The 25,104-nt window shown below is 64.4% G+C and carries 21 protein-coding genes; 15 read left to right on the top strand and 6 right to left on the bottom strand.

Annotated features, from left to right (window positions below; translation table 11 throughout):
- Window positions 1-10 precede the first annotated feature (10 nt).
- Genes pstC through pstB form a run of 3 tightly spaced genes read left to right on the top strand, consistent with a single transcriptional unit; the run spans window position 11 to window position 2,711 of the window.
- Window positions 11-988, top strand: a complete 978-nt coding sequence (gene pstC, locus GTZ99_RS01240; RefSeq protein ID WP_161716465.1) for a phosphate ABC transporter permease subunit PstC — start codon at window positions 11-13, stop codon at window positions 986-988.
- Entirely contained in the window at window positions 988-1,851 is an 864-nt protein-coding gene (gene pstA / locus GTZ99_RS01245; protein WP_161716466.1) for a phosphate ABC transporter permease PstA, read from the top strand. The genes pstC and pstA overlap by 1 nt, the downstream gene beginning before the upstream one ends.
- A gap of 35 nt (window positions 1,852-1,886) precedes the next feature.
- Window positions 1,887-2,711, top strand: coding sequence for a phosphate ABC transporter ATP-binding protein PstB (gene pstB / locus GTZ99_RS01250; protein WP_161717024.1), 825 nt, complete (start codon window positions 1,887-1,889; stop codon window positions 2,709-2,711).
- A gap of 234 nt (window positions 2,712-2,945) precedes the next feature.
- Here pstB and infC read toward each other — a convergent pair whose 3' ends face one another.
- Together infC and pdeM are read right to left on the bottom strand one after the other, a co-directional pair.
- Entirely contained in the window at window positions 2,946-3,467 is a 522-nt protein-coding gene (infC, locus tag GTZ99_RS01255) for a translation initiation factor IF-3 (protein ID WP_161716467.1), read from the bottom strand.
- Between the two features lie 151 nt (window positions 3,468-3,618).
- Window positions 3,619-4,329 (bottom strand): ligase-associated DNA damage response endonuclease PdeM, encoded by a 711-nt coding sequence (gene pdeM, locus GTZ99_RS01260; RefSeq protein ID WP_161716468.1) that lies wholly within the window; start codon window positions 4,327-4,329, stop codon window positions 3,619-3,621.
- Window positions 4,330-4,409: 80 nt separating this feature from the next.
- On the opposite strand from pdeM, the gene hemF reads away from it, so the two are divergent.
- Window positions 4,410-5,294, top strand: a complete 885-nt coding sequence (hemF, locus tag GTZ99_RS01265) for an oxygen-dependent coproporphyrinogen oxidase (RefSeq protein ID WP_161716469.1) — start codon at window positions 4,410-4,412, stop codon at window positions 5,292-5,294.
- A gap of 10 nt (window positions 5,295-5,304) precedes the next feature.
- Here hemF and GTZ99_RS01270 read toward each other — a convergent pair whose 3' ends face one another.
- Window positions 5,305-5,952, bottom strand: a complete 648-nt coding sequence (locus GTZ99_RS01270; protein ID WP_161716470.1) for a hypothetical protein — start codon at window positions 5,950-5,952, stop codon at window positions 5,305-5,307.
- A 216-nt stretch (window positions 5,953-6,168) separates the two neighbouring features.
- Here GTZ99_RS01270 and GTZ99_RS01275 point away from each other — a divergent pair, with 216 nt between their 5' ends.
- Together GTZ99_RS01275 and GTZ99_RS01280 are read left to right on the top strand one after the other, a co-directional pair.
- The gene (locus tag GTZ99_RS01275; protein WP_161716471.1) at window positions 6,169-8,265 is read left to right on the top strand and encodes a RelA/SpoT family protein; all 2,097 of its coding nucleotides are present in this window, start codon (window positions 6,169-6,171) and stop codon (window positions 8,263-8,265) included.
- 159 nt (window positions 8,266-8,424) lie between these two features.
- A complete protein-coding gene (locus GTZ99_RS01280; protein WP_161716472.1) occupies window positions 8,425-8,880 on the top strand; it encodes a hypothetical protein in 456 nt (151 codons plus the stop codon).
- On the opposite strand, the gene GTZ99_RS01285 is transcribed toward GTZ99_RS01280, so the two are convergent.
- Window positions 8,856-9,767, bottom strand: coding sequence for an XdhC family protein (locus GTZ99_RS01285; protein ID WP_161716473.1), 912 nt, complete (start codon window positions 9,765-9,767; stop codon window positions 8,856-8,858). The two genes, GTZ99_RS01280 and GTZ99_RS01285, sit on opposite strands and share 25 nt — an antisense overlap.
- 76 nt (window positions 9,768-9,843) lie before the next feature.
- Window positions 9,844-11,466, bottom strand: a complete 1,623-nt coding sequence (locus GTZ99_RS01290; RefSeq protein ID WP_161716474.1) for an alpha-glucosidase — start codon at window positions 11,464-11,466, stop codon at window positions 9,844-9,846.
- Between the two features lie 429 nt (window positions 11,467-11,895).
- On the opposite strand from GTZ99_RS01290, the gene GTZ99_RS01295 reads away from it, so the two are divergent.
- The 9 genes from GTZ99_RS01295 to GTZ99_RS01335 all read left to right on the top strand — a co-directional run bounded on the left by GTZ99_RS01295 (window position 11,896) and on the right by GTZ99_RS01335 (window position 24,353).
- Window positions 11,896-14,274, top strand: coding sequence for a glycogen/starch/alpha-glucan phosphorylase (locus GTZ99_RS01295; RefSeq protein WP_406818576.1), 2,379 nt, complete (start codon window positions 11,896-11,898; stop codon window positions 14,272-14,274).
- Window positions 14,275-16,470 (top strand): 1,4-alpha-glucan branching protein GlgB, encoded by a 2,196-nt coding sequence (gene glgB / locus GTZ99_RS01300; protein WP_161716476.1) that lies wholly within the window; start codon window positions 14,275-14,277, stop codon window positions 16,468-16,470.
- A 39-nt stretch (window positions 16,471-16,509) separates the two neighbouring features.
- On the top strand, window positions 16,510-17,775 hold the full coding sequence (gene glgC, locus GTZ99_RS01305; RefSeq protein WP_161716477.1) for a glucose-1-phosphate adenylyltransferase: 1,266 nt from the start codon (window positions 16,510-16,512) through the stop codon (window positions 17,773-17,775).
- A gap of 4 nt (window positions 17,776-17,779) precedes the next feature.
- Entirely contained in the window at window positions 17,780-19,279 is a 1,500-nt protein-coding gene (glgA, locus tag GTZ99_RS01310; RefSeq protein WP_161716478.1) for a glycogen synthase GlgA, read from the top strand.
- The gene (locus GTZ99_RS01315; protein WP_161716479.1) at window positions 19,276-20,919 is read left to right on the top strand and encodes an alpha-D-glucose phosphate-specific phosphoglucomutase; all 1,644 of its coding nucleotides are present in this window, start codon (window positions 19,276-19,278) and stop codon (window positions 20,917-20,919) included. The genes glgA and GTZ99_RS01315 overlap by 4 nt, the downstream gene beginning before the upstream one ends.
- Window positions 20,919-22,733, top strand: coding sequence for a glycogen debranching protein GlgX (glgX, locus tag GTZ99_RS01320; protein WP_161716480.1), 1,815 nt, complete (start codon window positions 20,919-20,921; stop codon window positions 22,731-22,733). The genes GTZ99_RS01315 and glgX overlap by 1 nt, the downstream gene beginning before the upstream one ends.
- Before the next feature lie 101 nt (window positions 22,734-22,834).
- Window positions 22,835-23,494 carry a PadR family transcriptional regulator gene (locus tag GTZ99_RS01325; protein WP_161716481.1) on the top strand — a complete coding sequence of 220 codons (660 nt, stop codon included), beginning with the start codon at window positions 22,835-22,837 and terminating at the stop codon, window positions 23,492-23,494.
- Between the two features lie 16 nt (window positions 23,495-23,510).
- The gene (locus GTZ99_RS01330) at window positions 23,511-23,798 is read left to right on the top strand and encodes a DUF2218 domain-containing protein (RefSeq protein ID WP_161716482.1); all 288 of its coding nucleotides are present in this window, start codon (window positions 23,511-23,513) and stop codon (window positions 23,796-23,798) included.
- Between the two features lie 114 nt (window positions 23,799-23,912).
- Complete coding sequence (locus GTZ99_RS01335; protein WP_161716483.1) at window positions 23,913-24,353, top strand: DUF2721 domain-containing protein; 441 nt, start codon at window positions 23,913-23,915, stop codon at window positions 24,351-24,353.
- On the opposite strand, the gene GTZ99_RS01340 is transcribed toward GTZ99_RS01335, so the two are convergent.
- Window positions 24,354-25,103, bottom strand: a complete 750-nt coding sequence (locus GTZ99_RS01340) for a hypothetical protein (protein ID WP_161716484.1) — start codon at window positions 25,101-25,103, stop codon at window positions 24,354-24,356.
- Between the last annotated feature and the right edge of the window lies 1 nt (window position 25,104).

A 25,104-nucleotide genomic window follows, 5' to 3' on the forward strand; every position in this document is an offset into this window, starting at 1 on the left:
AGTAATGAACATGGCTGAAGCACATCTGGCTCCAGCCGGAGAGACCGCCCCGCGAATGGATAATTCGCGGGGCGTTTCCCGCGCCGGGCGTAACGACGCAATCTTTCATGGCCTGTGTTTTTCGGCGGCCATGGTGCTGCTGGCGACGCTGGCAGGGCTGTTGATCTCGCTGTTGATCGGCGGGTGGCCGGCACTGTCGCACTTCGGCCTGGGCTTTTTCACCAGCAGCGTGTGGGACCCGGTAGCCGACGAATATGGCGCGGCCGGGCCGATTGTCGGAACGCTGATCACGGCGTTCATGGCGATGGTGATGGCGGTGCCGCTGGCGATTGGCATCGCGGTCTTTCTGGTGGAATTCTGCCCGCGCGCGATTGCCCATTGGGTGGCCGTGGCGGTCGAGCTGCTGGCGGGCATTCCCTCAATCGTGTACGGCATGTGGGGCCTGTTCGTGCTGGCCCCTTGGTTTGCCGAAAACGTCCAGATGCCGCTGCTGATGACCCTTGACCCCGAAAGCTTCTGGGGCAAGCTGTTCTATGGCATCCCCAATGGCGCCAATATCTTCACCGCCTCGCTGATTCTGGCGCTGATGGTGCTGCCTTATATCGCCTCGGTTTTCCGCGAGCTGTTGCTGTCGGTGCCGACCCATGTGCGCGAGGCGGCCTATGGCATGGGCTGCACTCCGTTCGAGGTGGTGAGCTCGATCATGATCCCCTATGTCCGGCGCGGCGCGATTGGCGCGGTGATGCTGGGGCTGGGGCGTGCGCTGGGTGAAACGATGGCGGTGACCTTTATCATTGGCAACAGCCATGAATTCCCGACCAGCCTGTTTGCCTCGGGCTCGACCATCGCCTCGACCATCGCCAACGAATTCGCCGAGGCGACCGGCATGCATTCGGCCGCGCTGGTGGCGCTGGGTCTGGTGCTGTTTGTCATCACCTTTGTCGTGCTGGCGGCTGCCCGCCTGCTGATCGGCCGGGAGAAGCACTGATGTCCGCCCCCGTGAAATCCGCCGGCTTTGACCGGCACATGCGGCGCAAGCTGGTGAACTATATCTTTGTCGGCCTGACCACGCTGGCCACTTTGGTGGCGGTGGCGGGTCTGGTGATGATCCTTGGTTCGCTGATGAAGAATGGTCTGGGCGGCCTTGGCCTGCACATCTTTACCATGGATCAGCCGGCGGCTGGCACCGAAGGTGGTTTGAAAAACGCCATCCTCGGCTCGCTGGTGCTGTGCGCGATGGGCATGATCGGTGCGGTGGTGGTCGGCATTCTGGCCGGCACGTGGCTGGCCGAATATGGCGAAGGCAACAAGCTGGCCTCGGCGGTGCGGTTCCTGAACGACGTGCTGCTGTCCGCGCCCTCGATCCTCGTCGGCCTGTTCATCTACGAGATTCTGGTAGCCCCGTTCGGCGGCTTCTCGGCGATTGCGGGCGCGGCGGCGCTGGCCTGTCTGGCCGCACCTGTCGTTACCCGCACGACCGAGGACATCCTGCGTCTGCAAGCCAACCACCTGCGCGAGGCCGGCATGGCGCTGGGCGCGGGCAAGGGCTATGTCATCCGCGCGATCATCTGGCGTGCCAGCCGCACCGGCCTTGTGACTGGCGCGCTGCTCGGCTTTGCCCGTATCTCGGGCGAGACGGCGCCGCTGCTGTTCACGGCGCTTGGCAATGCCTTTACCAGCTGGGATCTGACTCAGCCGATCGGCGCGTTGCCCAAGGTCATCTATGACTTTGCCAACAGCCCCTATGACGACCTGCGCCAATTGGCATGGGTGGGCGCGCTGCTGATTTCTTTCACCGTTCTTTCCGCCAATATCATCGGGCGCGCTCTGGCGCGCGGGAGCAACAAGTGAGCTTTGACGAAACGCAGGCCGACACGCCGACCGTCATGGTCGCGCCGCCGCAGTCCGAGCGCGTCGTGGACGTGCGTGGTCTCGACTTTTTCTATGGCAAGAATCAGGCGTTGTTCAACGTCGATCTGCCGGTGGCCCGTAACCAGATCACCGCGCTGATCGGGCCTTCGGGCTGTGGCAAATCGACGCTGCTGCGCACGCTGAACAAGATCTATGACCTGTACCCCGGTCAGCGCGCCACGGGCCAGATCCTGTTCAACGGCGAAAACATGCTGAACCCGCGTGACGAGGTGGACGCCAGCCAGATGGCCAACGCCGGTGGCGTGCCGATCAAGGGTGACGTGGCCCGCCTGCGCGCGCGTATCGGCATGGTGTTCCAGCGCCCGACGCCGTTCCCGATGTCGATCTATGACAATATCGCCTTTGGCGTGCGTCTGCATCAAAAGGCCAGCAAGGCCGAGATGGACGAGATCGTCGAGCGCTCGCTGACCCGCGCGGCGCTGTGGAACGAGGTCAAGGACAAGCTGCATACGTCAGGCTTGGGCCTGTCGGGTGGTCAGCAACAGCGCCTGTGCGTGGCGCGCGGCATCGCGGTTGAACCCGAAGTGCTGTTGCTGGACGAGCCGGCTTCGGCGCTGGATCCGATGTCCACGGCCAAGCTGGAAGCGACGCTGATGGAGCTGAAGGACAGCTTTACCATCGTCATCGTCACGCATAACCTGCAACAGGCCGCGCGCATCAGTGACTACACCGGCTTCATGCTGCTGGGCAAAATGGTCGAATTCCGCCCTTCGTCCGAGGCTTTTATCAAGCCCGAGACCGAGGCGATGCGCGATTATGTGACCGGCCGTTACGGCTGATCACCGGCAACACCCGTTTGCGAGAGGACCCCGTCGGCCACCACCGGCGGGGTCTTCGCGTTTCAGGTGGCGACGCGGTTGGCGGGCGCATCAACGCCGGGCAAACGGGCCAATGCCGCACAAACGAAAGGCGCCGGACCCGCGATGGGGTACGGCGCCTCTTCGTAGATCCTGCCCGGTGGGGGATAGGCCTGAAATGGCCAGCCACACGGGCGAGGTCAGACGTTCATAGCATCACTTGGGCGCGATCACCATCAGCATCTGGCGACCTTCCATGCGCGGATAGGCTTCAACCTTGCCGACTTCGGCAATGTCTTCCTGCACGCGCTTGAGCAGGTTCATGCCCAGCTGTTGGTGCGACAGTTCGCGGCCACGGAAACGCAGCGTCACCTTGACCTTGTCCCCTTCGCCGATGAACTTGTTCATGGCACGCATTTTGACGTCATAGTCATGGTCGTCGATGTTGGGACGCATCTTGATCTCCTTGATCTCCTGCGTCTTTTGCGACTTGCGCGCCAGATTGGCCTTCTTCTGCGCCTCGTAGCGGTACTTGCCCACGTCGAGGAACTTGCAGACTGGCGGATCGGCGTTGGGCGAGACCTCAACCAGGTCCAGACCGTTCTCAAAGGCCTGTGCGATTGCCTCGCGCGTGTACATGATGCCAAGGTTCTCGCCCTCGTCATCAATCACGCGTACGCGCGGCACGTTGATCATCTCGTTATAGCGAGGCCCGCTCTTGACGGGGGGCGCCATCATGCGCCGTGGTGGGGGAGCTATGTCCGGATCTCCTGAACTGTTTCTACGCGCGCGCCTTTAAAACAAAGCGTGTCCGCGCAAAAGCGAATATTTGCGTAGAGGCCCGCTGGTCCGCCGATTGTGACGCCGGTGTGGCATCGCGCGCACGGCCTTAGCCGCAGGCAGAGGCCGGATTTGCGCCATCCGTGACGGGAAAACGCAGCGCGCGGCCCTGTGCGGGGACGATCGCCTGAATGCGGCGGGCGGGGGCCATGGCTGCGGTCAGGGCCGGGTCGGCAGCGTCCATCCCGCCCGTCAGCGCGCCAAAGGCGGGCAGCACCATGCGCGAGTCGCCGATCAGCGCGCAGGGCCGGGCGATCATCCGCCCCTGTACCCGCAACCGCAATCGGGGATGGTAGTGGCCAGAAATCTCGGGGCAGGGCGGCACGCCCACCGCCGCCTGATGGCGCAGGGCGATGCCGTCCACCAGTGTCTCGTCCACCACATCGCCGGGCAGGTTGCCGACATCAGGATCGTGGTTGCCGGTGATCCACACCCATGCCACCTGCCGCGCCAGTTCGGCCAACAGCGCGCGCGCCACCGGCTCCATCCGTTCGGGGCCATCGCTGTCGTGGAAATTGTCGCCCAGGCAATAGACCGTCCGCGCGCCCGTTGCCGCCACCGCCGCGCTCAACCGCTCCAGCGTCGCGCGGCTGTCATAGGGGGGCAGCATCTGTCCGCGCGCGGCAAACCAGCTGGCCTTTTCCAGATGCAGGTCCGCCACCAGCAACGCGCGCTGATCCGCCCACCACACCGCCCGACTTTCGGCGATGGCGAATGTCCGATCGGCAAACACAAACGGGGCGAACACAGTGTGAGCCATCACTTTCCCTTGCCGCGCCGCCGCCGCAATGGCAAGCGAGCGCCTTTCGCAACGCCCAACTTTTGCCGGAGCCGCCCGACATGACGCCGACCCCCGACTGGACCGCCAGCACCGCCACCGCCCGCGCGTGGTTTGAACATCTGCGCGATTCCATCTGCGCCGCGTTCGAGGCGATCGAGCGCGAGGCGGGCAGCGACGCGGCCTTCCAATACACCCCGTGGACGCGTGACGCCGTGGCCGGAGAGGCTGATACGGGTGGCGGCGTGCAGGGCCTGATGAAGGGCCGCGTGTTCGAGAAGGTGGGCGTCAATGTCTCGACCGTGCATGGCGCGTTCAGTCCGCAATTTGCCGCCACGATCAATGGCGCTTCGCCCGACAATCCCGGCTTTACCGCCACCGGCATCAGCCTTGTCGCGCATATGGCCAATCCGCATGTGCCCGCCGTCCACATGAATACCCGTTTCCTGACCACAACCAAGGCATGGTTTGGCGGCGGCGCGGATTTGAACCCGCCGATCCCCTATGACGAAGACACGGCCGATTTCCACGCCGCGTTCAAGGCCGCGTGTGATGCGCATTCGGGCGGCGCGGGGGGCGATGATTATTACGGCCGATACAAGGCGTGGTGCGACGAATATTTCTACATCCCCCACCGCAAGGTGCATCGCGGCGTGGGTGGCATCTTTTACGACCATCTGGAATGCGCGGACGCGGCCGGTTTCGACGCCAACTTCGCCTTTACCAAGGCGGTGGGCGAAACCTTCCTTCAGGTGTTCCCGATGCTGGTGCGCCGCCGCATGGGGATGGACTTCACGCCTGAGCAAAAGCGCCAGCAGCTGGAATGGCGCGGGCGCTATGCCGAATTCAATCTGGTCTATGACCGGGGCACGCTGTTCGGGTTGAAGACCGGCGGTAATGTCGACGCCATCCTGATGAGCCTGCCGCCCGAGGTGGTGTGGAGCTGAGCTCCACGCCTTAGGGCAACAACGGCATCCCCACCCGCACTGCCCCGGCCAGGTGATCGAAATTGGCCGGGTTTTGCGTGTAAAACGGCGTCGCCTGCAAATAGGACACGATGTCGTGAAAACCCAGCATCGGCGGCATCGGTGCGGGCACACCATTGGCGGTCATGCCGCCCACCCATTTGCACATTGTCACCGGCGCGCCGGTCATGTTGATCCATGCGGCGGCATACAGCATGGCCAGCGGCTCCACACCCATCCGCGCGGTTTTGGCCGCGCTGATCAGCGTGTCGAGCCCTTTGATCACAATGTCAAAGAACTGCGCATCCATCGCGTCAACGATGCTCTTGCCCTTGGCCGACTTCAGCGCGGCCGAAACGGTTGCCGTGTCCCCCGCCGACAGCGGATTGCCATTGGGCAGGGGGCGGGCCAGCGCGGTGATGATCGCGCCGGCCGCGCCATCGCTGCTGCCATTGGCGATCAGGATCTTTTTCAAGGTATCGCGCGCCAATTGCGACACATTGGTATCCCCCTGCATATAGCCAAAGCTGGCCCCGCTTTTCCCCAGACGCGCAAAACGCAGTTCATAGGGTGAACCATTGCCGATTTCATTGGCACGCAACGTGGCCTTGATCGCGGGGATCATGTTGGGGGCAACCATGGTGTTCCTTCCCGGTATTTGCAGGGCGCACGCCGCTATTGTCGCGTGTTGCCGGTTTGCTTTGGTCCATTGTTGCGGGTGGGGGGCTTGGCGTCAATCCGGGCTGCGTCCATTTTGCCCAAGCCCGCGCCATCTTGCGCAAAAGCGCGCCTGCCTTCCAAAGAAAATCCGCATTTAGTCTTGCCCTTGGGCGCCTCCTTCGCCCATCAAGGGGCGATGTTGCGCCAGTATGAACTTGTCGAAAGGGTAAAGGCCTACGCGCCCGACGCGGATGAGGCGATGCTCAACCGCGCCTATGTCTATACCGTCCAGAAACACGGCACGCAAAAGCGCGCCAGTGGTGACCCCTATTTCAGCCATCCGGTCGAGGTGGCAGGCCTGATGACCGAGCTGAAGCTGGATCAGGACACGATCATCACCGCCCTGTTGCACGACACGGTCGAGGACACGCTGGCCACCATCGAGGAGGTCGAGAAGCTGTTCGGCCCCGATGTCGCGCGGCTGGTTGATGGCGTGACCAAGCTGTCCAAGATCGAGGCGCAGAGCGAAAAGGAGCGCGCCGCCGAGAACCTGCGCAAATTCCTGCTGGCCATGAGCGAGGACCTGCGCGTGTTGCTGGTCAAGCTGGCCGACCGGCTGCACAACATGCGCACGCTGCATTTCATCAAGAGCGAGGACAAGCGCCGCCGCATCGCCCGCGAGACGATGGAGATCTATGCCCCGCTGGCCGAGCGGGTGGGCATGTATGAATACATGCGCGAGATGCACCTGCTGGCGTTCGAGCAGTTGGAGCCGGAAGCCTATGCCACCATCACCGGGCGCCTGACACAGATCCGCGAGAGTGACGGCGGGCAGGTGGACGCCATTGCGCTGGCCATCAGTCAGGCCATGACCGAGGCGGGTGTGCGCTGCAAGGTGTGGGGCCGCGAAAAGCACCCCTATTCGATCTGGAAGAAAATGGCCGAGCGCCATGTCGCCTTTGACCAGATCACCGACATCATGGCCTTTCGCGTGCTGGTGGATGACGTGGCCGATTGCTATCGCGCCATCGGCATCCTGCACACCACGTGGCAGGCGATCCCCGGCCGGTTCAAGGATTACATCTCCACGCCCAAGAGCAACGGCTACAAGTCGCTGCACACCTCGATGATCTATGAACGCTCGATGCGAATCGAGGTGCAGATCCGCACCTGGGACCAGCACGAAACGAACGAATACGGTCTGGCCGCGCATTGGGCGTACAAACAGGGCGTGGTACAGCCCGATGGGCAGGTGGGCTGGCTGCGCGATCTGGTCGAGGTGCTGGACGCCAGCCATGACGCAGAGGAGCTGCTGGAAAACACCAAGATGGCGATCTATCAGGATCGCATCTTTGCCTTTACGCCCAAGGGCGCGCTGTTCCAGTTGCCCAAGGGCGCGACGCCGATCGACTTTGCCTATGCCGTGCACAGTGATCTGGGCAGCATGGCGGTGGGGGCCAAGATCAACGGCCGCCATGTGCCTTTGCGTACCACGCTGGCCAATGGCGATGTGGTGGAAATCATCAAGAGCCGCACCGCCAGCCCACAACTCTCGTGGCTGGGGTCTTGCGTCACGGGCAAGGCGCGCGCCGCCATCCGCCGCGCCGTGCGCGCCAAGGAACGCGCCGAAGTGGCCCAGATCGGCCGCCAGTTGTTTGACGAGATTGTCGAGCGTCTGCCCGCTGGCAAGGTGGGCAAAAAGGCGATCACCAGTGCGGTCAAGCGGCTGGGCTATCGTTCGGACGAGGACCTGATGGTGGCCATCGGCACGGCCAAGCTGGACGACCGGCAGGTGATGGAAGCGCTGGTCCCCGGCAGCACCGCCGCGCTGCCCGATCCCGAACAATGGCCCAAACAGGAGCGGGCGATTTCGATCCGGGGACTGACGCCGGGGATGGCGTTTCATCTGGCCGATTGCTGCCACCCGGTGCCGGGCGACCGCATCGTGGGCGTGCGCCGTCCGGGCGTCGGGGTCGAGGTACACTCGATCGCTTGCGAGGATCTGGCCAATGGGCAGGACCGCGACTGGCTGGACCTGTCGTGGGGGGAACGCAGCAATGGCGCGGTGGGGCGTTTGCGTTGCGTGCTGTATAACCGCCCCGGCACGCTGGCACAGGTGACGGGCATTTTTGCCGGGAACATGGCCAATATCGTCCATCTGGAAATGACTCAGCGCGACGATCTTTTCGGCACCTACGAGGTCGATCTGGAGGTCCGCGATCTGGCGCATTTGACCCGCATTGTCAGTGCCTTGCGCGCCAGTGACGCGGTCGCGCAGGCAGATCGTCTGTAAGGCGATGTGGCGCTGCGGCAAATTTTATCAACCCACGCATTTTTGCATAGTTAATTGAAACAAGTGGCCTTATCATCGCTCAGAGGGCGTACAAGACTGTGATTCATCGCGGCCGATGTCGCGGTGCGTCACGGAATTGACCCGAAGAGGGGGGCGAGTGTGAGCTATAGGGCCGGTAATTTGCAGTCCGCCTTGACCTATTGCGTCGAGTTTGCCTGCGAGATGTTGCGGCAAGCGGGCGAGTTCTATCCGTTCGGGGCAGTGGTCGCGCGTGATGGCGAGGTGAACGCGCTGGCCGGGTGGGACGGCGATGAGCATTCGCGCGCGGCCGATCTTTACCAGATGCTGATCGATGAGTTGTCGGATAACGCCGGTCAGGGCGAGATCGCGGGCGCGGCCATTGCGGTAAACGTCAACATGCCCGGCAATCTGGCCGCCAAATGGCCCGATGGCATCCGTGTCCGGCTGGAAAGCGCGGGCAATGCGCAACTGGTCTATGTGCCCTATCGGTTGGAGCCCGAGATCTGGTGGCGACGCCTGATGGGCAATCCGCGCAAGGTGGTGATGGCCGATCCGATTGTCCTGAACGCTCAGCCCGAGGTGTTCGTCAACTGATCAAGGGCCAGTGTGCTGATCGCCGCCTCATGCGCGGCGACCAGTTCGGCCATGATCGAGAGCGCCAGCACCGAAGGCGTGCGCGCCGCCGGGATCAGCCCCACAGGGCTGCGCAACCGACCCGTGGCCGCCTGCGTCAGCCCCATGTCGCGCAAATAATCGGCCCGGCTGGCGCGGGTGCGGGCGCCGCCTTGCGCGCCCACATAAAACCCGTCGCTGCGTAGCGCCCACGGGATCAACGTGCGTTCCCATTCGTGATCGTGGAACAGCACCACCACCGCCGTCCACGGATCAGGTTGCCAGCCATCGGGCAGGGCGGGTGGTTGTCCCAGCGACAGGGCGATATCGGCAGGCTCGCCCATGGGGGCGCAGGTCAGCACCGCCACGCCCTGAGCCATCGCCAATCCGGCCAGCGCGCGCAATTCCGGCCCGCTGCCCATCACGATCAAGCGCAAGGGTGGGGCATAGGTGCGGGTGAAATGCCCACCGGGCGTATCGCCGACCGCCAACCGTCCAACGCGCCGCGCGTGCAGATCGGCCACCACTTGCGCCACGGCATCGGCATCGGGGGCCGGGTCCACCATTACCTCTACCCCCGATCCGCAAGGCAGGCGGATGTCGATGAATGGTGACCCCGCGCCATAGCGCAGCACGCGCGCCGCCCCCCCCGCCAGCGCCTGATCGGCCAGCGCGCGTTCCAGACAGCCATCAGCCAGACTGCCGCGCATCGTGCCATTAGGCAGCACCGCCAGTTGGGCCCCCAGCCGGCGCGACCATGATCCGTCGATCCCCACCACCGTGCACAGCGCGCCGCCATGATCGGCCACGGCATACAGCGCGGACAGATCATCATCAGCCAAAGGTGTGGGGGCGGGGGTGTGAGTCATGGCTGCGTGATGCGCGCGCATGGGCTTTGCTGCAAGGGCTGGACGCGCACTGGCCACCGGGGGCATGCGCGCGGCATTACCCTTGCACCACCACCGCGCCATAGGGCGGCAGATGCGCGGCGTCCGCGCCATTGACGGCATGCAGCACCGCGCCCGGCGGCATGGCATGGGCATGGCGGTGGGCCGACAGGTTGAAAGCGCAATGGATCACGCTGTCGCCATGGCGGCGGGTGAAGGTCAGGATGTCGCCGCGCGCGTGGACGTCCTCCATCGCGCCCAGCCGCAGCGCCGGATGCGCCGCCCGCAGGGCCAGCGCGGCGCGGGTGTGGGCCAGCGGGCTGTCATCGCCCTGTTGCCGGTCCACCGCGCGGGCCTGATTGCCGGGGGATACCGGCAGCCAAGGCGTGCCGGTGGTAAACCCGCCCTGCGGCGCCTCGGCGGTCCATGGGATCGGCGTGCGCACGCCATCGCGCGACAGGGTCAGGGGCCAGTTGGCGATGGCTTCGGGGTCCTGCAACAGTTCAAACGGGATCTCGTCCTGCTCCAGCGCCAGTTCCTGCCCTTGATACAGGAACATGTTGCCGCGCAGGCAGGCCAGCAGACAGGCCGTCATCGCCGCATAGGCCGGGCGCATTGCTGCCTGCGCGCACCAGCGCGAGATATGGCGCGGGGCATCGTGGTTTTCGAACGCCCAACTGGGCCAGCCCTCGGCCAAGCCATCGGGGCCGGGGCGGTCATGCCATTGCGCCAGCGTCTTTTTCACCAGCGCCGGGGTCAGTTCGGGCGCATAGAGGAATTCAAAGCTGTAGGCGCTGGAGAGATGGGCCTCCCCCGCCGTATAAGCCTTCATCAGGGGGACGATGTCGTTGCCGCCCACCTCTGCCACGGTGAACACCGCGCCATAGCCGTCGCACAGCGCGCGGATGCGGCGGATGAAATCGACCACGCCGGGGTGGTTTTGGCTATGCAGCTTGTCCTGAAAGTCGAAAGGGCGGGTGCGGGGGCGGTCGGCCGGGGCCACGGGATTGTCGGTAAAGGCGGGATCGAACATCGCATGGTTGAGCGCATCCAGCCGGAACCCGTCCACCCCGCGATCCAGCCAGAACCGCAGCGCGTCCAGCAGCGCGTCCTGTACAGCTGGGTTATGGGCGTTGAGTTGCGGCTGCTCCTTCAGGAACTGGTGCATGTAATATTGGCAGCGGCGCGCATCCCATGTCCATGCCGGGCCGCCAAACACCGATTGCCAGTTGCACGGCGGTGTGCCGTCGGGCTTGGCATCCTGCCAGACGTACCAGTCGGCGCGCGGGTTGTCGCGCGACTGGCGGCTTTCGATGAACCACGGATGCTGGTCGGACGTATGGGCAAAGACCTGATCGATCGTCACCTTCAGCCCCAGCGCATGGGCGCGCGCAATCAGCGCGTCAAAATCGGCCAGCGTGCCAAAAATCGGATCAACATCGCAGTAATCGGCCACGTCATAGCCGAAATCGGCCATCGGGCTGGTAAAGAACGGGCTGATCCAGATCGCGTCCACCCCCAGCGCGGCAATATGGTCCAGCCGCGCGGTGATGCCCGGCAAATCGCCCACGCCATCGCCATTGCTGTCGAAAAAGCTGCGCGGATAGATCTGATAGATGCTGGCCCCGCGCCACCAGGGCTGCGTCTGGGCGGGGGCGCTGGCGGGGCTGGGCTGGGTCATCGGGCGGCCTTTGTCTGGGGCGGGGAGCGTGCTGAAAATGGCGCGGCGCAAGGGCGTGCACGCCTTATTGCCGATCGATTGCAGCATGCCACGCGCATCGCTTTCCCGCCATCATGGCAATCCCGCAGTCGCTTGCCAAGCATACGTATATGTTGCGGAGGCGAAACAGGCGGGCATCGACTTCACATATATTTCATGCGAGCCAACATGGGTGCTTGTGAAAGACGCCCTCACTGGCTTAGCCTGTATGGTGAAAGGAAACCGACCGCTTTGGCGTTTTGCCGGATATAGCCGGCCACGCGATGCAGGTCGGTCCGGGAGAGGCCAACGTCCACGCCATCGGACCTTGTTCCGGTGGGCCGAGAATACAGGGGAGTTTCGGCCTTGACCAACAGCCAGACCACGACCACCGCCGCCGCCCATGATGACATCAACACGCTGGTGCTGGATGTCCTGCGCCACCGAGTGGGCAAGGATGAACGCGCAGCCAAGCCGCATGACTGGTTTCAGGCCGCCGTGCTGGCGCTGCGCGACAAGGTGATCGACCGCTGGTTCGAATCCACCCGCGAGACCTATGACAAGGGGGGCAAGCGGGTCTATTACCTCTCGATGGAGTTCCTGATCGGGCGGTTGCTGCGCGATGCGCTCTCGAACATGGGGCTGACGCGCGAGATGGAAGCGGCGCTGCGCGCGCATGGCTTTGATCTGGCCGCGCTGGAGGAACTGGAGCCCGATGCGGCGCTGGGCAATGGCGGTCTGGGGCGGCTGGCTGCCTGCTTCATGGAGAGCCTGGCCAGTCTGGACATCCCGGCCTATGGCTATGGCATCCGCTACGTCAACGGCATGTTCCGCCAACGCATTGACGATGGCTGGCAGGTCGAATTGCCCGAAACATGGCTGGCCCATGGCAACCCGTGGGAGTTCGACCGCCGCGAAAGCGCCTATCGCGTGGGCTTTGGCGGCGAGGTGGTGGAATCGGACACCGGCGTCACCTGGCACCCGGCCGAGCAGGTCGAGGCATCGGCAGTCGACACCCCTGTCGTCGGCTGGCAGGGCAAGCGGGTGAATACGCTGCGCCTGTGGACGGCATGGGCGCTGGACCCGCTCCGGCTGGACGCGTTCAACGCGGGCGACCACTTTGGCGCGCTGGCCGATCAGGTCAAGGCTGACAGCCTGGTGCGCGTGCTCTATCCCGCCGACAGCAGTCCGGCAGGGCAGGAACTGCGCCTGCGGCAGGAGTATTTCTTCTCGTCGGCCAGCATTCAGGACATCGTGCGCCGCCATGTGCAATATCATGGCGATATCCGCACCCTGCCGGACAAGGCCGCGATCCAGTTGAACGACACCCACCCCAGCGTGGCGGTGGCCGAACTGATGCGGCTGTTGATCGACGTCCACGGGCTGGAGTTTGACGAGGCGTGGGAGGTGACCAAAAAAACGGTCGGCTATACCAACCACACCCTGCTGCCCGAGGCGCTGGAAAGCTGGCCGTTGCCTTTGTTCGAACGCCTGCTGCCGCGCCATATGCAGATCGTTTATGCGATTAACAGCCGGGTGCTGCGTGAGGCGCGCCGGGCGGGGATGGATGGCGCGCAGATTTCGGCCATCAGCCTGATCGACGAAGGCGGTGAGCGCCGTGTGCGCATGGCCAATCTGGCCTTTGTCGGCGCGCATTCGGTCAATGGCGTGGCTGCGCTGCACACCGATCTGATGAAGGTGACGGTGTTCAGCGACCTGCACAAGCTGTACCCCACCCGGATCAACAACAAGACCAATGGAGTCACGCCGCGCCGCTGGTTGCAGCAGTGCAACCCCGGCCTGACGCGCGTGGTGCGTGAGGCGATTGGCGATGAATTCCTGAATGACGCGCAAAAACTGACCGCGCTCAATGCCTTTGCCGGCGACAGCGGCTTTGCTGAACGCGTGGCCGAGGTGAAGCGGGCGAACAAGGTGGCATTGTCCAACCACATCAAGCAACTGATGGGTGTCCGTCTGGACCCCGATGCGCTGTTTGACGTGCAGATCAAGCGCATCCACGAATACAAGCGCCAGTTGCTGAACCTGATCGAGACGGTGGCGTTGTATGACCAGATCCGCAGCCATCCCGAGCGTGACTGGGTGCCGCGGGTCAAGATCTTTGGCGGCAAGGCCGCGCCCAGCTACCATAATGCCAAGCTGATTATCAAACTGGCCAATGACATCGCCCGCCGGGTGAACTCCGACCCCAGCGTGGGCGGGTTGCTCAAGGTGGTGTTTGTGCCGAACTACAACGTCTCCTTTGCCGAGCGCATCATCCCGGCCGCCGATCTGTCCGAACAGATCAGCACGGCGGGCATGGAGGCGTCGGGCACCGGCAACATGAAGTTCGCGCTGAACGGAGCGCTGACGATCGGTACGCTGGATGGCGCCAATATCGAGATCAAGGACCATGTGGGCGATGAGAACATCATCATCTTTGGCCTGACCGCGGATGAGGTGAACGAACGCCGTGCCAACGGCTATAACCCGCGCGCCATCATCGAGGGCCACCGCGAGCTGCAGCAGGCGGTCAACGCCATCGCCAGCGGCGTGTTCAGCCATGACGACCCGGACCGCTACAAGGGGCTGATTGGCGGGTTGTACGACCATGACTGGTTCATGTGCTGTGCCGATTTCGAAGCTTATTCGCAGGCCCAGCGTGGCGTTGACGCGCGCTGGATGGATCAGGCCGGCTGGCGCAAGTCGGCGATCCACAACATCGCCAATGTTGGCTGGTTCAGTTCTGATCGCACCATCGGCGAATATGCGAAAGACATCTGGGGAGTCTAAGTGAAACCTTCCGCTTCGGCCATTTCCGCGCTTTTGGATGGCACCCACGCCGATCCCTTTTCGTTGCTGGGTGTGCATCGCGGGCCACAGGGGGCATTTGCCCGCGTGGTCCTGCCGGGCGCAGAGGTGGCCGAGGCCTTTGCCATTGACGGCACGCCATTGGGCGCGTTGCAACGGGTGGGGGACAGCGCCCTGTTCGAAGGGCTGATTGCCGATCCGGCGGGGAAAGCTGACTTTACCGGCCCGGTCAAATATCGTGCCGGGGCACTGGGGGCGGATTGGTGGGTGGGTGACGCCTATTCCTTTGCCCCGGTGCTGGGCCCGACCGACGATTACCTGATTGTCGAGGGCACCCATACCCGCCTGTTTGACAAGATGGGCGCGCATTGCATCCACCATCAGGGCGTTGACGGCGTGCATTTCGCCGTCTGGGCGCCCAATGCGGCCCATGTCAGCGTGGTGGGCGATTTCAACGATTGGGATGGTGCGCGCCACGCGATGCGCCGCCGTCTGGACACCGGCATCTGGGAGATTTTCGTCCCCGATATCGGCGTGGGCCGGGCCTATAAATACCGCATCACCGCCAGCGACGGCACGGTGCTGCCGCTCAAGGCTGATCCCTTTGCGCTGGCCAGCGAAGTGCGCCCCAGCACCGCCAGCATCACCGCCCACCCGGTCAAGATGGACTGGGGCGATGAAAGCCACCGCGCCCATTGGGCTGCGCAAGACCCTCGCCGCGTGCCGATCAGCATTTACGAGGTCCACCCCGGATCGTGGCGGCAGGACGAGAACGGCTGGTTCTATGACTGGGACCGGATGGCGGCCGAACTGATCCCCTATGCGGTGGATATGGGGTTTACCCATGTCGAATTCCTGCCGGTGTCCGAACATCCCTATGACCCGTCATGGGGCTATCAGACGACCGGCCTGTTTGCGCCCTCGGCCCGGTTTGGCGCGCCCGAAGGCTTTGCCCGCTTTGTCGATGGGGCGCATCGCGCCGGGCTGGGGGTGTTGATCGATTGGGTGCCCGCCCATTTCCCCACCGACGAACACGGCCTGGCCCGGTTCGACGGCACGGCGCTGTATGAACACGAAGACCCACGGCTGGGCTATCACCCGGACTGGAACACCGCGATCTACAACTTTGGCCGGCGCGAGGTGGCCAGTTTCCTGATCAACAACGCCCTGTTCTGGGCCGAGCGCTATCACGTCGATGGCTTGCGCGTGGATGCGGTGGCCTCGATGCTGTACCGCGATTACAGCCGCAAATCGGGCGAATGGATCCCCAACGCACAGGGCGGGCGCGAAAACTGGGAGGCGGTGGGTTTCCTGCGCGCGATGAACCGGGCGGTGTACGGCAGCCATGCCGGTTTCCTGACCGTGGCCGAGGAATCGACCGCATGGCCGGGTGTGACTCAGCCTGCCCATGACGCGCCGGGCGGCGGCGGTCAGGCCACCGCGCTGGGGTTCGGGTTCAAATGGAACATGGGCTTCATGCACGATACCTTGCGGTATATGGGGCGTGATCCGATCCACCGCAAACACCACCACAACGACATCACCTTTGGCCTGATGTACGCCTTTGCCGAGAATTTCGTGCTGGCCATCAGCCATGACGAGGTGGTCCATGGCAAGGGCAGTCTGCTGAACAAGATGGCGGGCGACCGCTGGCAGCAATTTGCCAATTTGCGCGCCTATTACGGGCTGATGTGGGGCTATCCGGGCAAGAAGCTGTTGTTCATGGGGCAGGAGTTCGCGCAGGACCGCGAATGGGCCGAAAGCCGGGGGCTGGACTGGTTCCATCTGGACGATCCGGCCCATGCCGGGGTGCAGGCGCTGGTGCGTGATCTGAACCATACCTATCGCGAATATGCCGCCCTGCACGCCCGCGACTGCGAGGGCGAGGGGTTTGAATGGCTGGTGGTGGATGACGCCGATGCCAGTGTCTTTGCCTGGGCGCGCAAGGCGCCGGGTGAACCCACCGTGGTGGTGGTGTGCAACATGACGCCCCAGCCGCATGGTGCCTATCGCCTGCCGCTGCCGCAGGGCGGTGTCTGGCGCGAGGTGCTGAATACCGATGCGGCCTGTTACGGTGGCAGCGGGATGGGCAATCTGGGACAGGTGGTGGCCAGCGAGGGCGGTGCGGTTGTCACCTTGCCGCCATTGGCGACGCTTATGTTTGTGGCGGCGGATTGATCCGCGGCCGGACACGGTTTTGACAGGAGGGGTCTGGGAATGCGTGAATCGTATGGGCAGCCGCTGGCGCGTGACGCGATGGCCTATGTGCTGGCGGGCGGGCGTGGCAGCCGGTTGAAGGAACTGACCGACAATCGTGCCAAGCCGGCGGTCTATTTCGGGGGGATGAGCCGCATCATCGACTTTGCCCTGTCGAACGCGATCAATTCGGGCATCCGCCGCATCGGCGTTGCGACCCAGTACAAGGCGCATAGCCTGATCCGCCACATGAACCGCGCGTGGAACTTCATGCGGCCCGAGCGTAACGAAAGCTTTGACATCCTGCCCGCCAGCCAGCGCGTGTCCGAAACGCAGTGGTATGAGGGCACGGCCGACGCGGTGTATCAGAACATCGACATCATCGAGTCCTATAGCCCGAAATACATGGTCATTCTGGCGGGCGACCACATCTACAAGATGGACTATGAGTTGATGCTGCGCCAGCATGTGAACAGCGGCGCGGATGTGACGATCGGCTGTCTGGTGGTCCCGCAAAAGGAGGCCAGCGGCTTTGGCGTGATGGCGGTGGACGGCAATGACGTCATCACCGATTTCGTCGAAAAGCCCGCCAACCCGCCCGAAATCCCCGGCAAGCCCGGCTGGTCGCTGGCCAGCATGGGCATTTATGTGTTCGACACGAAATTCCTGTTCGACCTGCTGCGCGAGGATGCGGCCAACCCCACCAGCACGCATGATTTCGGCAATGACCTGATTCCCCAGTTGGTCAAGGGCGGCAAGGCGGTGGCCCACCGTTTCACCGAAAGCTGTGTGCGCGCGGCTGATGAAATCGGCGAATATTGGCGCGATGTCGGCACGCTGGACGCCTATTTCGAGACCAACCTTGATCTGACCGACACCGTGCCGATGCTGAACATGTACGACCGCGACTGGCGCATCTGGACCGATCAGGTGGTCGCCGCGCCCGCCAAATTCGTCCATGACGAGGAAGGCCGCCGGGGCCATGCCATCCGCTCGCTGATCTCGCAGGATTGCATCGTGTCGGGGGCGACGGCGTTCCGCTCGCTGCTGTTCACCGGCGTCAAGATGGGCAGTTGGTCGCAGGTGAGTGAGGGCGTGATTTTGCCCTATTGCAACATCGGCCGCCATGCCCGCCTGTCGCGCGTCATCATCGATTCAGGCGTGCGCATCCCCGAGGGGCTGGTGGTGGGTGAAGACCCCGAACTGGACGCCAAGCGTTTCCGCCGAACCGAAAACGGCGTATGCCTGATCACCAAGCGCATGATTGACGCGCTGGATATGGGGTGAATTGATGGCGCTGAACGTTCTGTCCGTCTCGTCAGAGGCGGTGCCGTTCATCAAGACCGGCGGGCTGGCCGACGTGGCGGGCGCCTTGCCCGCCGCGGTCGCGCCGCATGGGGTGGTGATGACCACGCTGATCCCCGGATACCCCTCGGTGTTGTCAAAGTTGATGGCGGTGCGGGGCCGCGCGAAAAAGCCCAGCCTGCCCAAGCCCATCCATGTGTGGGATGACATTCTGGGGGTGCGGGCCAGCCTGATCGCGGCGACGATTGACGGGACAAAGGATGGGCCGCGCCTGCTGGTGCTGGACGCGCCCGAGATGTTCGCGCGTGATGGCGGCCCCTATGGCGATCCGGGCGGGCAGGATTGGGGCGACAACTGGCGCCGCTTTGCCGTGCTGGCGCGGGCGGCGGCCGATGTTGCGGGCGGTGCGGTGGCGGCGCTGGGCGGGTTTGACCTGCTGCACGCCCATGACTGGCAGGCGGGACTGGCCCCGGCCTATCTGAAATTCGCGCCCTTTGGTGATCGCGCGATCCCCAGCGTGATGACCATCCACAACATGGCGTTTCAGGGGCATTTCGGGCCAGAGATCTTTCCCGCGCTGGGCCTGCCGCTGCGGGCGTGGTCGATGCATGGGGTGGAATATCACGGCGGCGTGGGCATGCTCAAGGCGGGGCTGGAGGCGGCCCATGCCATCACCACCGTCTCGCCCACCTATGCGCTGGAAATCCGCGAGCCGCGCTTTGGCATGGGGCTGGAGGGGCTGATCAATGCGCGCGGGGCGCATGTCCATGGGGTGCTGAACGGCATTGATCCGGCCGAATGGAACCCGGCCAGCGATCCGGCCTTGGCCAGACCCTATTCGATCAAGGCGATGGCCGGCCGCCGCGCGAACAAGCGCGCGCTGGAAAAAAGCTTTGGCCTGACCCGTGATGATGGCCCGCTGTTTGTCGTCATCAGCCGCCTGACCTGGCAAAAGGGGATGGATGTGCTGGGGCAATGTCTGGACCATTTGGTGGGGCTGGGCGGACGTCTGGCGCTGCTGGGATCGGGCGATGCGGGGATCGTGGCCGAACTGACGGCGGCGGCCGAACGCCATCCGGGCCGTGTCGCACTGCGCATCGGTTATGACGAGCACCTGGCCCACCGCATGCAGGCAGGCGGCGATGCCATTCTGGTGCCCAGCCGGTTTGAACCTTGTGGCCTGACGCAATTGTATGGTCTGGCCTATGGCTGTGTGCCGGTGGTGGCGCGCACGGGCGGGCTGGCCGATACGGTGATCGATGCCAACCATGCCGCCGTTGCGGCAGGCGTGGCCACGGGCGTCCAGTTTTCCGATGTCGACCATGCCGGCCTGTCGGGCGCGATTACCCGTGCCATCACTTTGTATCACAACGCCGATACATGGCGGCGTATACAGAAAAACGGGATGGGCGCTGACTTTACGTGGTCGCAAAGCGGGGCCGCCTATGCCAGTATTTACGCGAATCTGACAGCGGAGCCCGCATGATCATCGATACCGCCATTGCCACCATCGCCACCACCCCGTTCGACGGGCAAAAGCCGGGCACGTCGGGCCTGCGCAAAAAGGTGAAGGTGTTTGCGCAACCCCACTACGCCGAAAACTTTATCCAGAGCGTGTTCGATTGCGTCGAGCGTGACGAGGGCGCCACGCTGGTGATCGGCGGCGACGGGCGCTATCTGAACCGTCAGGTGATCCAGACCGCGATCCGCATGGCGGCGGCCAATGGCTATGGCCGGGTGCTGGTGGGGCAGGGCGGTATCCTGTCGACGCCAGCGGCCAGCCATGTCATCCGCCAATATGGCGCCAGCGGCGGTCTGGTGCTGTCGGCCAGCCACAACCCCGGCGGCCCGGACGAGGATTTTGGCATCAAATACAACATCGCCAATGGCGGCCCCGCCCCAGAAAGCGTGACCGAGGCGATCTATATCCGCACCACCGCCATTGACAGCTATTTGACGGTGGCAACGCCCGATGTCGATCTGGACACGATCGGCGAAACAGACGTGGCGGGCATGGCGGTACAGGTGATCGACCCGGTGGCCGATTACGCCGCGCTGATGGAGCGCTTGTTCGATTTCGCCGCGATCCGTGCCGCTGTGGCGGGCGGGTTGACGATGACCTTTGACGCGATGCACGCCGTCACCGGCCCCTATGCGCACGAAATTCTGGAGCGGCGGCTGGGTTTTGCCCCCGGCACGGTGAAGAATGGCGTCCCGCTGGAGGATTTTGGCGGCCATCACCCCGACCCCAACATGGTCCATGCCGCCGATCTGTTTGCCACGATGTTTGGCGATGATGCCCCCGATTTCGGCGCGGCCAGCGATGGTGATGGGGATCGCAACCTGATCGTTGGGCGCGGCATCTTTGTCACGCCGTCCGACAGTCTGGCGATGCTGGCGGCCAATGCGCATCTGGCCCCCGCCTATGCCGGGGGCCTAAAGGGTATCGCCCGTTCCATGCCCACCAGCGCGGCGGCCGACCGGGTGGCGGCGGCGTTGAACATCCCGGCGTTTGAAACGCCCACGGGGTGGAAATTCTTTGGCAATCTGCTGGACGCCGGGATGTGCACCATCTGTGGTGAGGAAAGCGCCGGCACCGGCAGCGACCATGTCCGCGAAAAGGACGGGCTGTGGGCGGTGCTGTTGTGGCTGAACATTCTGGCGGTGCGCGGGCAATCGGTGGCGCAGATCGCGGCGGAACATTGGGCGCGCTTTGGCCGTAATTATTACGCGCGCCATGACTATGAAGCGCTGCCGACCGAGGCCGCCAATGCGCTGATGGCTGACCTGACCGCTTCGCTGGAGGCTTTACCGGGCCGCGCGTTTGGCCCGTTGGTGGTCGAGGCCGCCGACAGCTTTGCCTATACCGATCCGGTGGATGGCTCGCTCAGCGCCAATCAGGGGCTGCGGGTGCTGTTTGAGGGCGGCAGCCGCATCGTCTTCCGCCTGTCGGGCACCGGGACGGAAGGAGCCACCCTGCGCGTCTATCTGGAACGCTATGAGCCCGAGAGCGGCGATCTGGCGGCGCAGACAAGCGACATGCTGGCCGATCTGATCGCGGCGGCCGATGCTATCGCCGGGATTACCCGCCATACGGGGCGCAGCCAGCCCAGCGTCATCACCTGATGGGGCTGCTGGGCGCGTGGATGCAGGATGGGGCGACGCATTTTGCCTTGCGCGCCCCGTTGGCCCGCGCGGTGTGGCTGTGCCTGTTTGACGCGGACGATGCCGAAACCCGCCTGCCCATGGTGCGCGAGGGCGATGATTGGCGGATCACGCTGCCGGGAGACCATGCGGGCGCGCGCTATGGCTATCGCGCCGATGGCGACTGGGCCCCAGATCAGGGGCGCTGGTTCGATGCGGCCAAATTGTTGGTCGATCCCTATGCGGTGGAACTGGACCGGCGGTTTGAACAGGCCCCCGCGCTGGCACAACATGGTGTCGACACTGCCGCGATCGTGCCGCGCGCCATTGTGCCGGGCGCCCTGCCGTTGGTGGAACCCGCGCCGCCGATGTTTACCCGTGGCGGGCTGATCTATGAAGTCAATGTGCGCGGGTTCACCCTGTTGCATCCCGACGTGCCCGAACCGATCCGGGGTACGGTGGCGGCGCTGGCGCATCCCTCGGTCATTGCCCATCTGCGCCGCCTGCATGTCAGCGCGGTGCAATTGCTGCCCATCGTCGCCTGGCTGGATGAAAGGCACTTGCCGCCGCTGGGCCTGCGCAATGCGTGGGGCTATAATCCCGTGGCGATGATGGCGCTGGACCCCGGCCTGTGCCCCGGTGGCGTGGCCGAATTGCGCGAGGCGGTGGCCGCGCTGCATGGCGCGGGGATCGGCGTGCTGCTGGATCTGGTGTTCAACCATACCGGGGAAAGCGACATCTATGGCGGGGTGCTTTCGCTGCGCGGGCTGGACAATGCGGCCTATGCCCATGCGGCGGACGGTAGCCTTATCAACGACACCGGCTGTGGCAACACGCTAGACTTTGCGCAAGGCGCGGTGCGGGCGCTGACGGTCGCGGCGCTGCGGCATTTTGTCGCGCATTGCGGGGTGGATGGCTTCCGTTTTGATCTGGCGCCGGTGCTGGCCAGAGGTGGGCAATACGGGCCGGGGTTTGATCCGGCCGCGCCGATCTTTGCCGAAATCGCCGCCGATCCGTTTTTGGCCGACCGGGTCATGATTGCCGAGCCGTGGGATATCGGCCCCGGAGGCTATCAATTGGGCCATTTCCCGCCGCATTGGCTGGAATGGAACGATGTGTTCCGCGATGATGTGCGGCGGTTCTGGCAGGGTGCGGCGGGCTTTGGCGCATTGGCCACGCGGCTGGCGGGCAGCGCCGACATTTTTGGCGAGCAGGCCTGTCGCAGCGTCAATTTTCTGGCGGCGCATGACGGGTTCACGCTGGCCGACACGGTGGCCTATGAACAGCGCCACAACCACGCCAACGGCGAAAACAACCGCGATGGCCACCACGCCAACCATTCGTGGAATTGCGGCGTCGAGGGCCCCAGCGATGACCCGCAGGTGATGGCGGCGCGGGCGCGTGATGTGCGGGCGCTGCTGGGGTGCCTGTTTGCCAGCACTGGCACGATCATGCTGACCGCCGGGGACGAGTTTGGACGGACCCAGCGTGGCAACAACAATGCCTATTGTCAGGATAGCCCGATCGGCTGGGTGGACTGGGCGGGCCGCGATCTGGTGCTGGAGGGCCATGTGGCAGGGCTGTCGGCGTGGCGGGCAGGGATCATGGCGGCGCATCCGGGCGCCTTTGCCCAGTTTCCGCGCGCGGGCGTGTGGCAACAGATGAGTGGCGCGCCGCTGGGGCCGGGGGATTGGGGCAATCCCGATCTGCCGGGGCTACGCTATCTTTCACAAGATGCCGAGCGGCCGCTGGGCTTTGTCGTGGACCGGCTGGCGCGGCGGGCCGGGCCGGGATGAGTGTGTTTCGGAACACTACAGATTGATACAAGATATATCTTGAAATCACGTAAGACTGCGCTATCTAGGCGTCCATGAACAAACACATGGAGCAAAAAGCAATGCGTGGTTTCCTCGGAGAGCGCGGCCACAAGGGCCGTGGCGGTTTTGGCGGTCGCATGGCCGCGATGATGGGGGCCGGGCCATTCGGTGGGCGCGGTGAGGATGACTTTGGCCGTGATGGCTTTGGCGGGCCGTTTGGCGGTCGCGGTCGGGGCGGCGGTCATGGAGGCGGGCACCATGGCGGCCGGCGTGGCAAGCGTTTTGACGGCGAGGAACTGCGGCTGATGGTGTTGGCGCTGTTGCGTGACGAAGCGCCCCAGCATGGCTATCAACTGATCCGCGCCTTTGCCGCGCGCAGTGGGGACGCCTATCAGCCCAGCCCCGGCGTGCTGTACCCGATGCTGACGCTGCTGGCCGACATGGGCTTGTTGGCCGAAGTCGCGGGTGAGGGCGCGTCCAGCCGCCGCTCGTACCAGTTGACCGAGGCGGGCGAGGCCGAAGTTTCAGCGCAAGCCGAGCGGATCGCCGCGCTGTTCGCCCGTCTGGCCGCCCTGGCCGAGGCCAATGGCAAGGTGGACGCGGCCCCCGTGCGCCGCGCGTTCCACAACCTGCGCGCCGCCAGCATCGAACGCCTGACCCGCGAAGGCGCCAGCCCGGACACCATTTTCGAGGTCGCCCGCATTCTGGACGAAGCCGCCCAGAAGATCGAGCGCCTGTAAGCCAAAGGATCACACCATGAGCAACACCCAATCCACCGCCATCGTCCCCACCGACAACGCCAGCCGCTATTTGCAACAGCTGTGCAAGCATTGGGGCCACAAGTTCGAGGTGACCTTTGACCCCGCGCAGGGCCGCATCGCCTTTCCCATGGGTCCGATCGAGATGCGCGCCGGTGACATGGCGCTGACCGTTACGCTGCATCCCAATCCCGACACGGATGTGGCGCGGATGCAGCAGGTGGTGGCCGATCACCTCAACCGTTTTGCCCATCGTGAGGGGGAGCTGGTGTTCGCCTGGCAATAATCCGCCCGATCAAGCACCCTGTTTGACCGCCCAACGGCCAACCCGTCCTCGTGCAAGCGTATGCGCGGGCAAATGCGGGTTGGACCTGGGCGCCGCCTCGCCTAAAGGTGGGGCATGATCGCTCATACCATCCAGCTGGCGCTGGCCCCGGTGTTCGTGCTGGTGGCCATTGGCAATATCATGAACATCCTGTCCACCCGTCTGGGCCGGATCGTTGACCGCGCCCGCGCCTTGCAGAAACTGCATGGCGAAACCACGGGCAAGGCGCATGATCTGGTGGTGCTGGAAATGCGCGCCGTGGATCAGCGCATCCGCCTGAATACCGAGGCGATCCGCGTGCTGGTGCTGGCCGGTTTGGGCATTGGCACCACGGTGGCGATCCTGTTTGTCGAGGAAATGTTCGATTACAAGCTGGAGCGGGTGGCCGGCGTGTTCTTCCTGCTGGCGATCACGTTGTTGATGTGGGGGCTGTGGCTGTTCCTGCGCGAAACGCAGGTGGCGGCCTCGATCCTGCGGATTCCAGAGGATTATCTGGAATCGCACCGCGATCTGTAATCAGTCTGCCGTCTGGCCTCCGTCTCCATACCGATAGTCCAGATAGCGCGAATGCACCGCCAGCCGGTCCATCGCCGGGGTGCTGGCGCTGTGGTGAAAGCCGTCCAACTCGCCCGCGATGCGTGACAGGCCATTGGCCAGCGCGGCATCAGGGCTGGTCCCGGCATGGGGCGTGGCGCGCAGATCGGGCGGCACCTGCGCATAGGCGGTGATCAGTTCGGGAAGGTCATCCGACAACAGCTTGCGCAATTGCGCGGCCTCTGGCGCGGTATCGGGCACGCCGCCCAGCCGCCCGCCCAGATCGGACAGGCGCGCGCCGATCTGATCGGCCAACCCTTGCGCCGGGGCGGGCAGGGCGATGCGTTGCGCATTCAGCCACAGCGCCGTCTTACCCGCCAGTTCGGGCAGGGGATCGCCGCGCGCCTGATCGGGTGAGGTGACCACCACGGGCGCGGCCATGCGCTGTGCCCGGCGCATCGCCCGCCACAGCCAGATCGCCACCCCGGCGGCCACCGCCACCAACGCCACCCCCAGCGCCAACGCCATCATCAGCAACAGCGGCGAGAGCAGCAGCAATATGCCCAGCACCGCCACCACGGCAAAGGGCCCGCGCAGGCGAAAGCTTTTGGCATAGACCACGCCGCCTGCGCCGCCACCCCTTCGCCGCCCGCCGCCGCGCTGCGCGTTCAGGCTGGCGCGGGCGGCGCGCAGGATGGCGTCACTGTCATGCGAAGGCGGTCGGTCGCGCATG

Origin of the sequence: Novosphingobium ovatum, assembly GCF_009909235.1 — a bacterium.
GTDB lineage: Bacteria > Pseudomonadota > Alphaproteobacteria > Sphingomonadales > Sphingomonadaceae > Novosphingobium > Novosphingobium ovatum.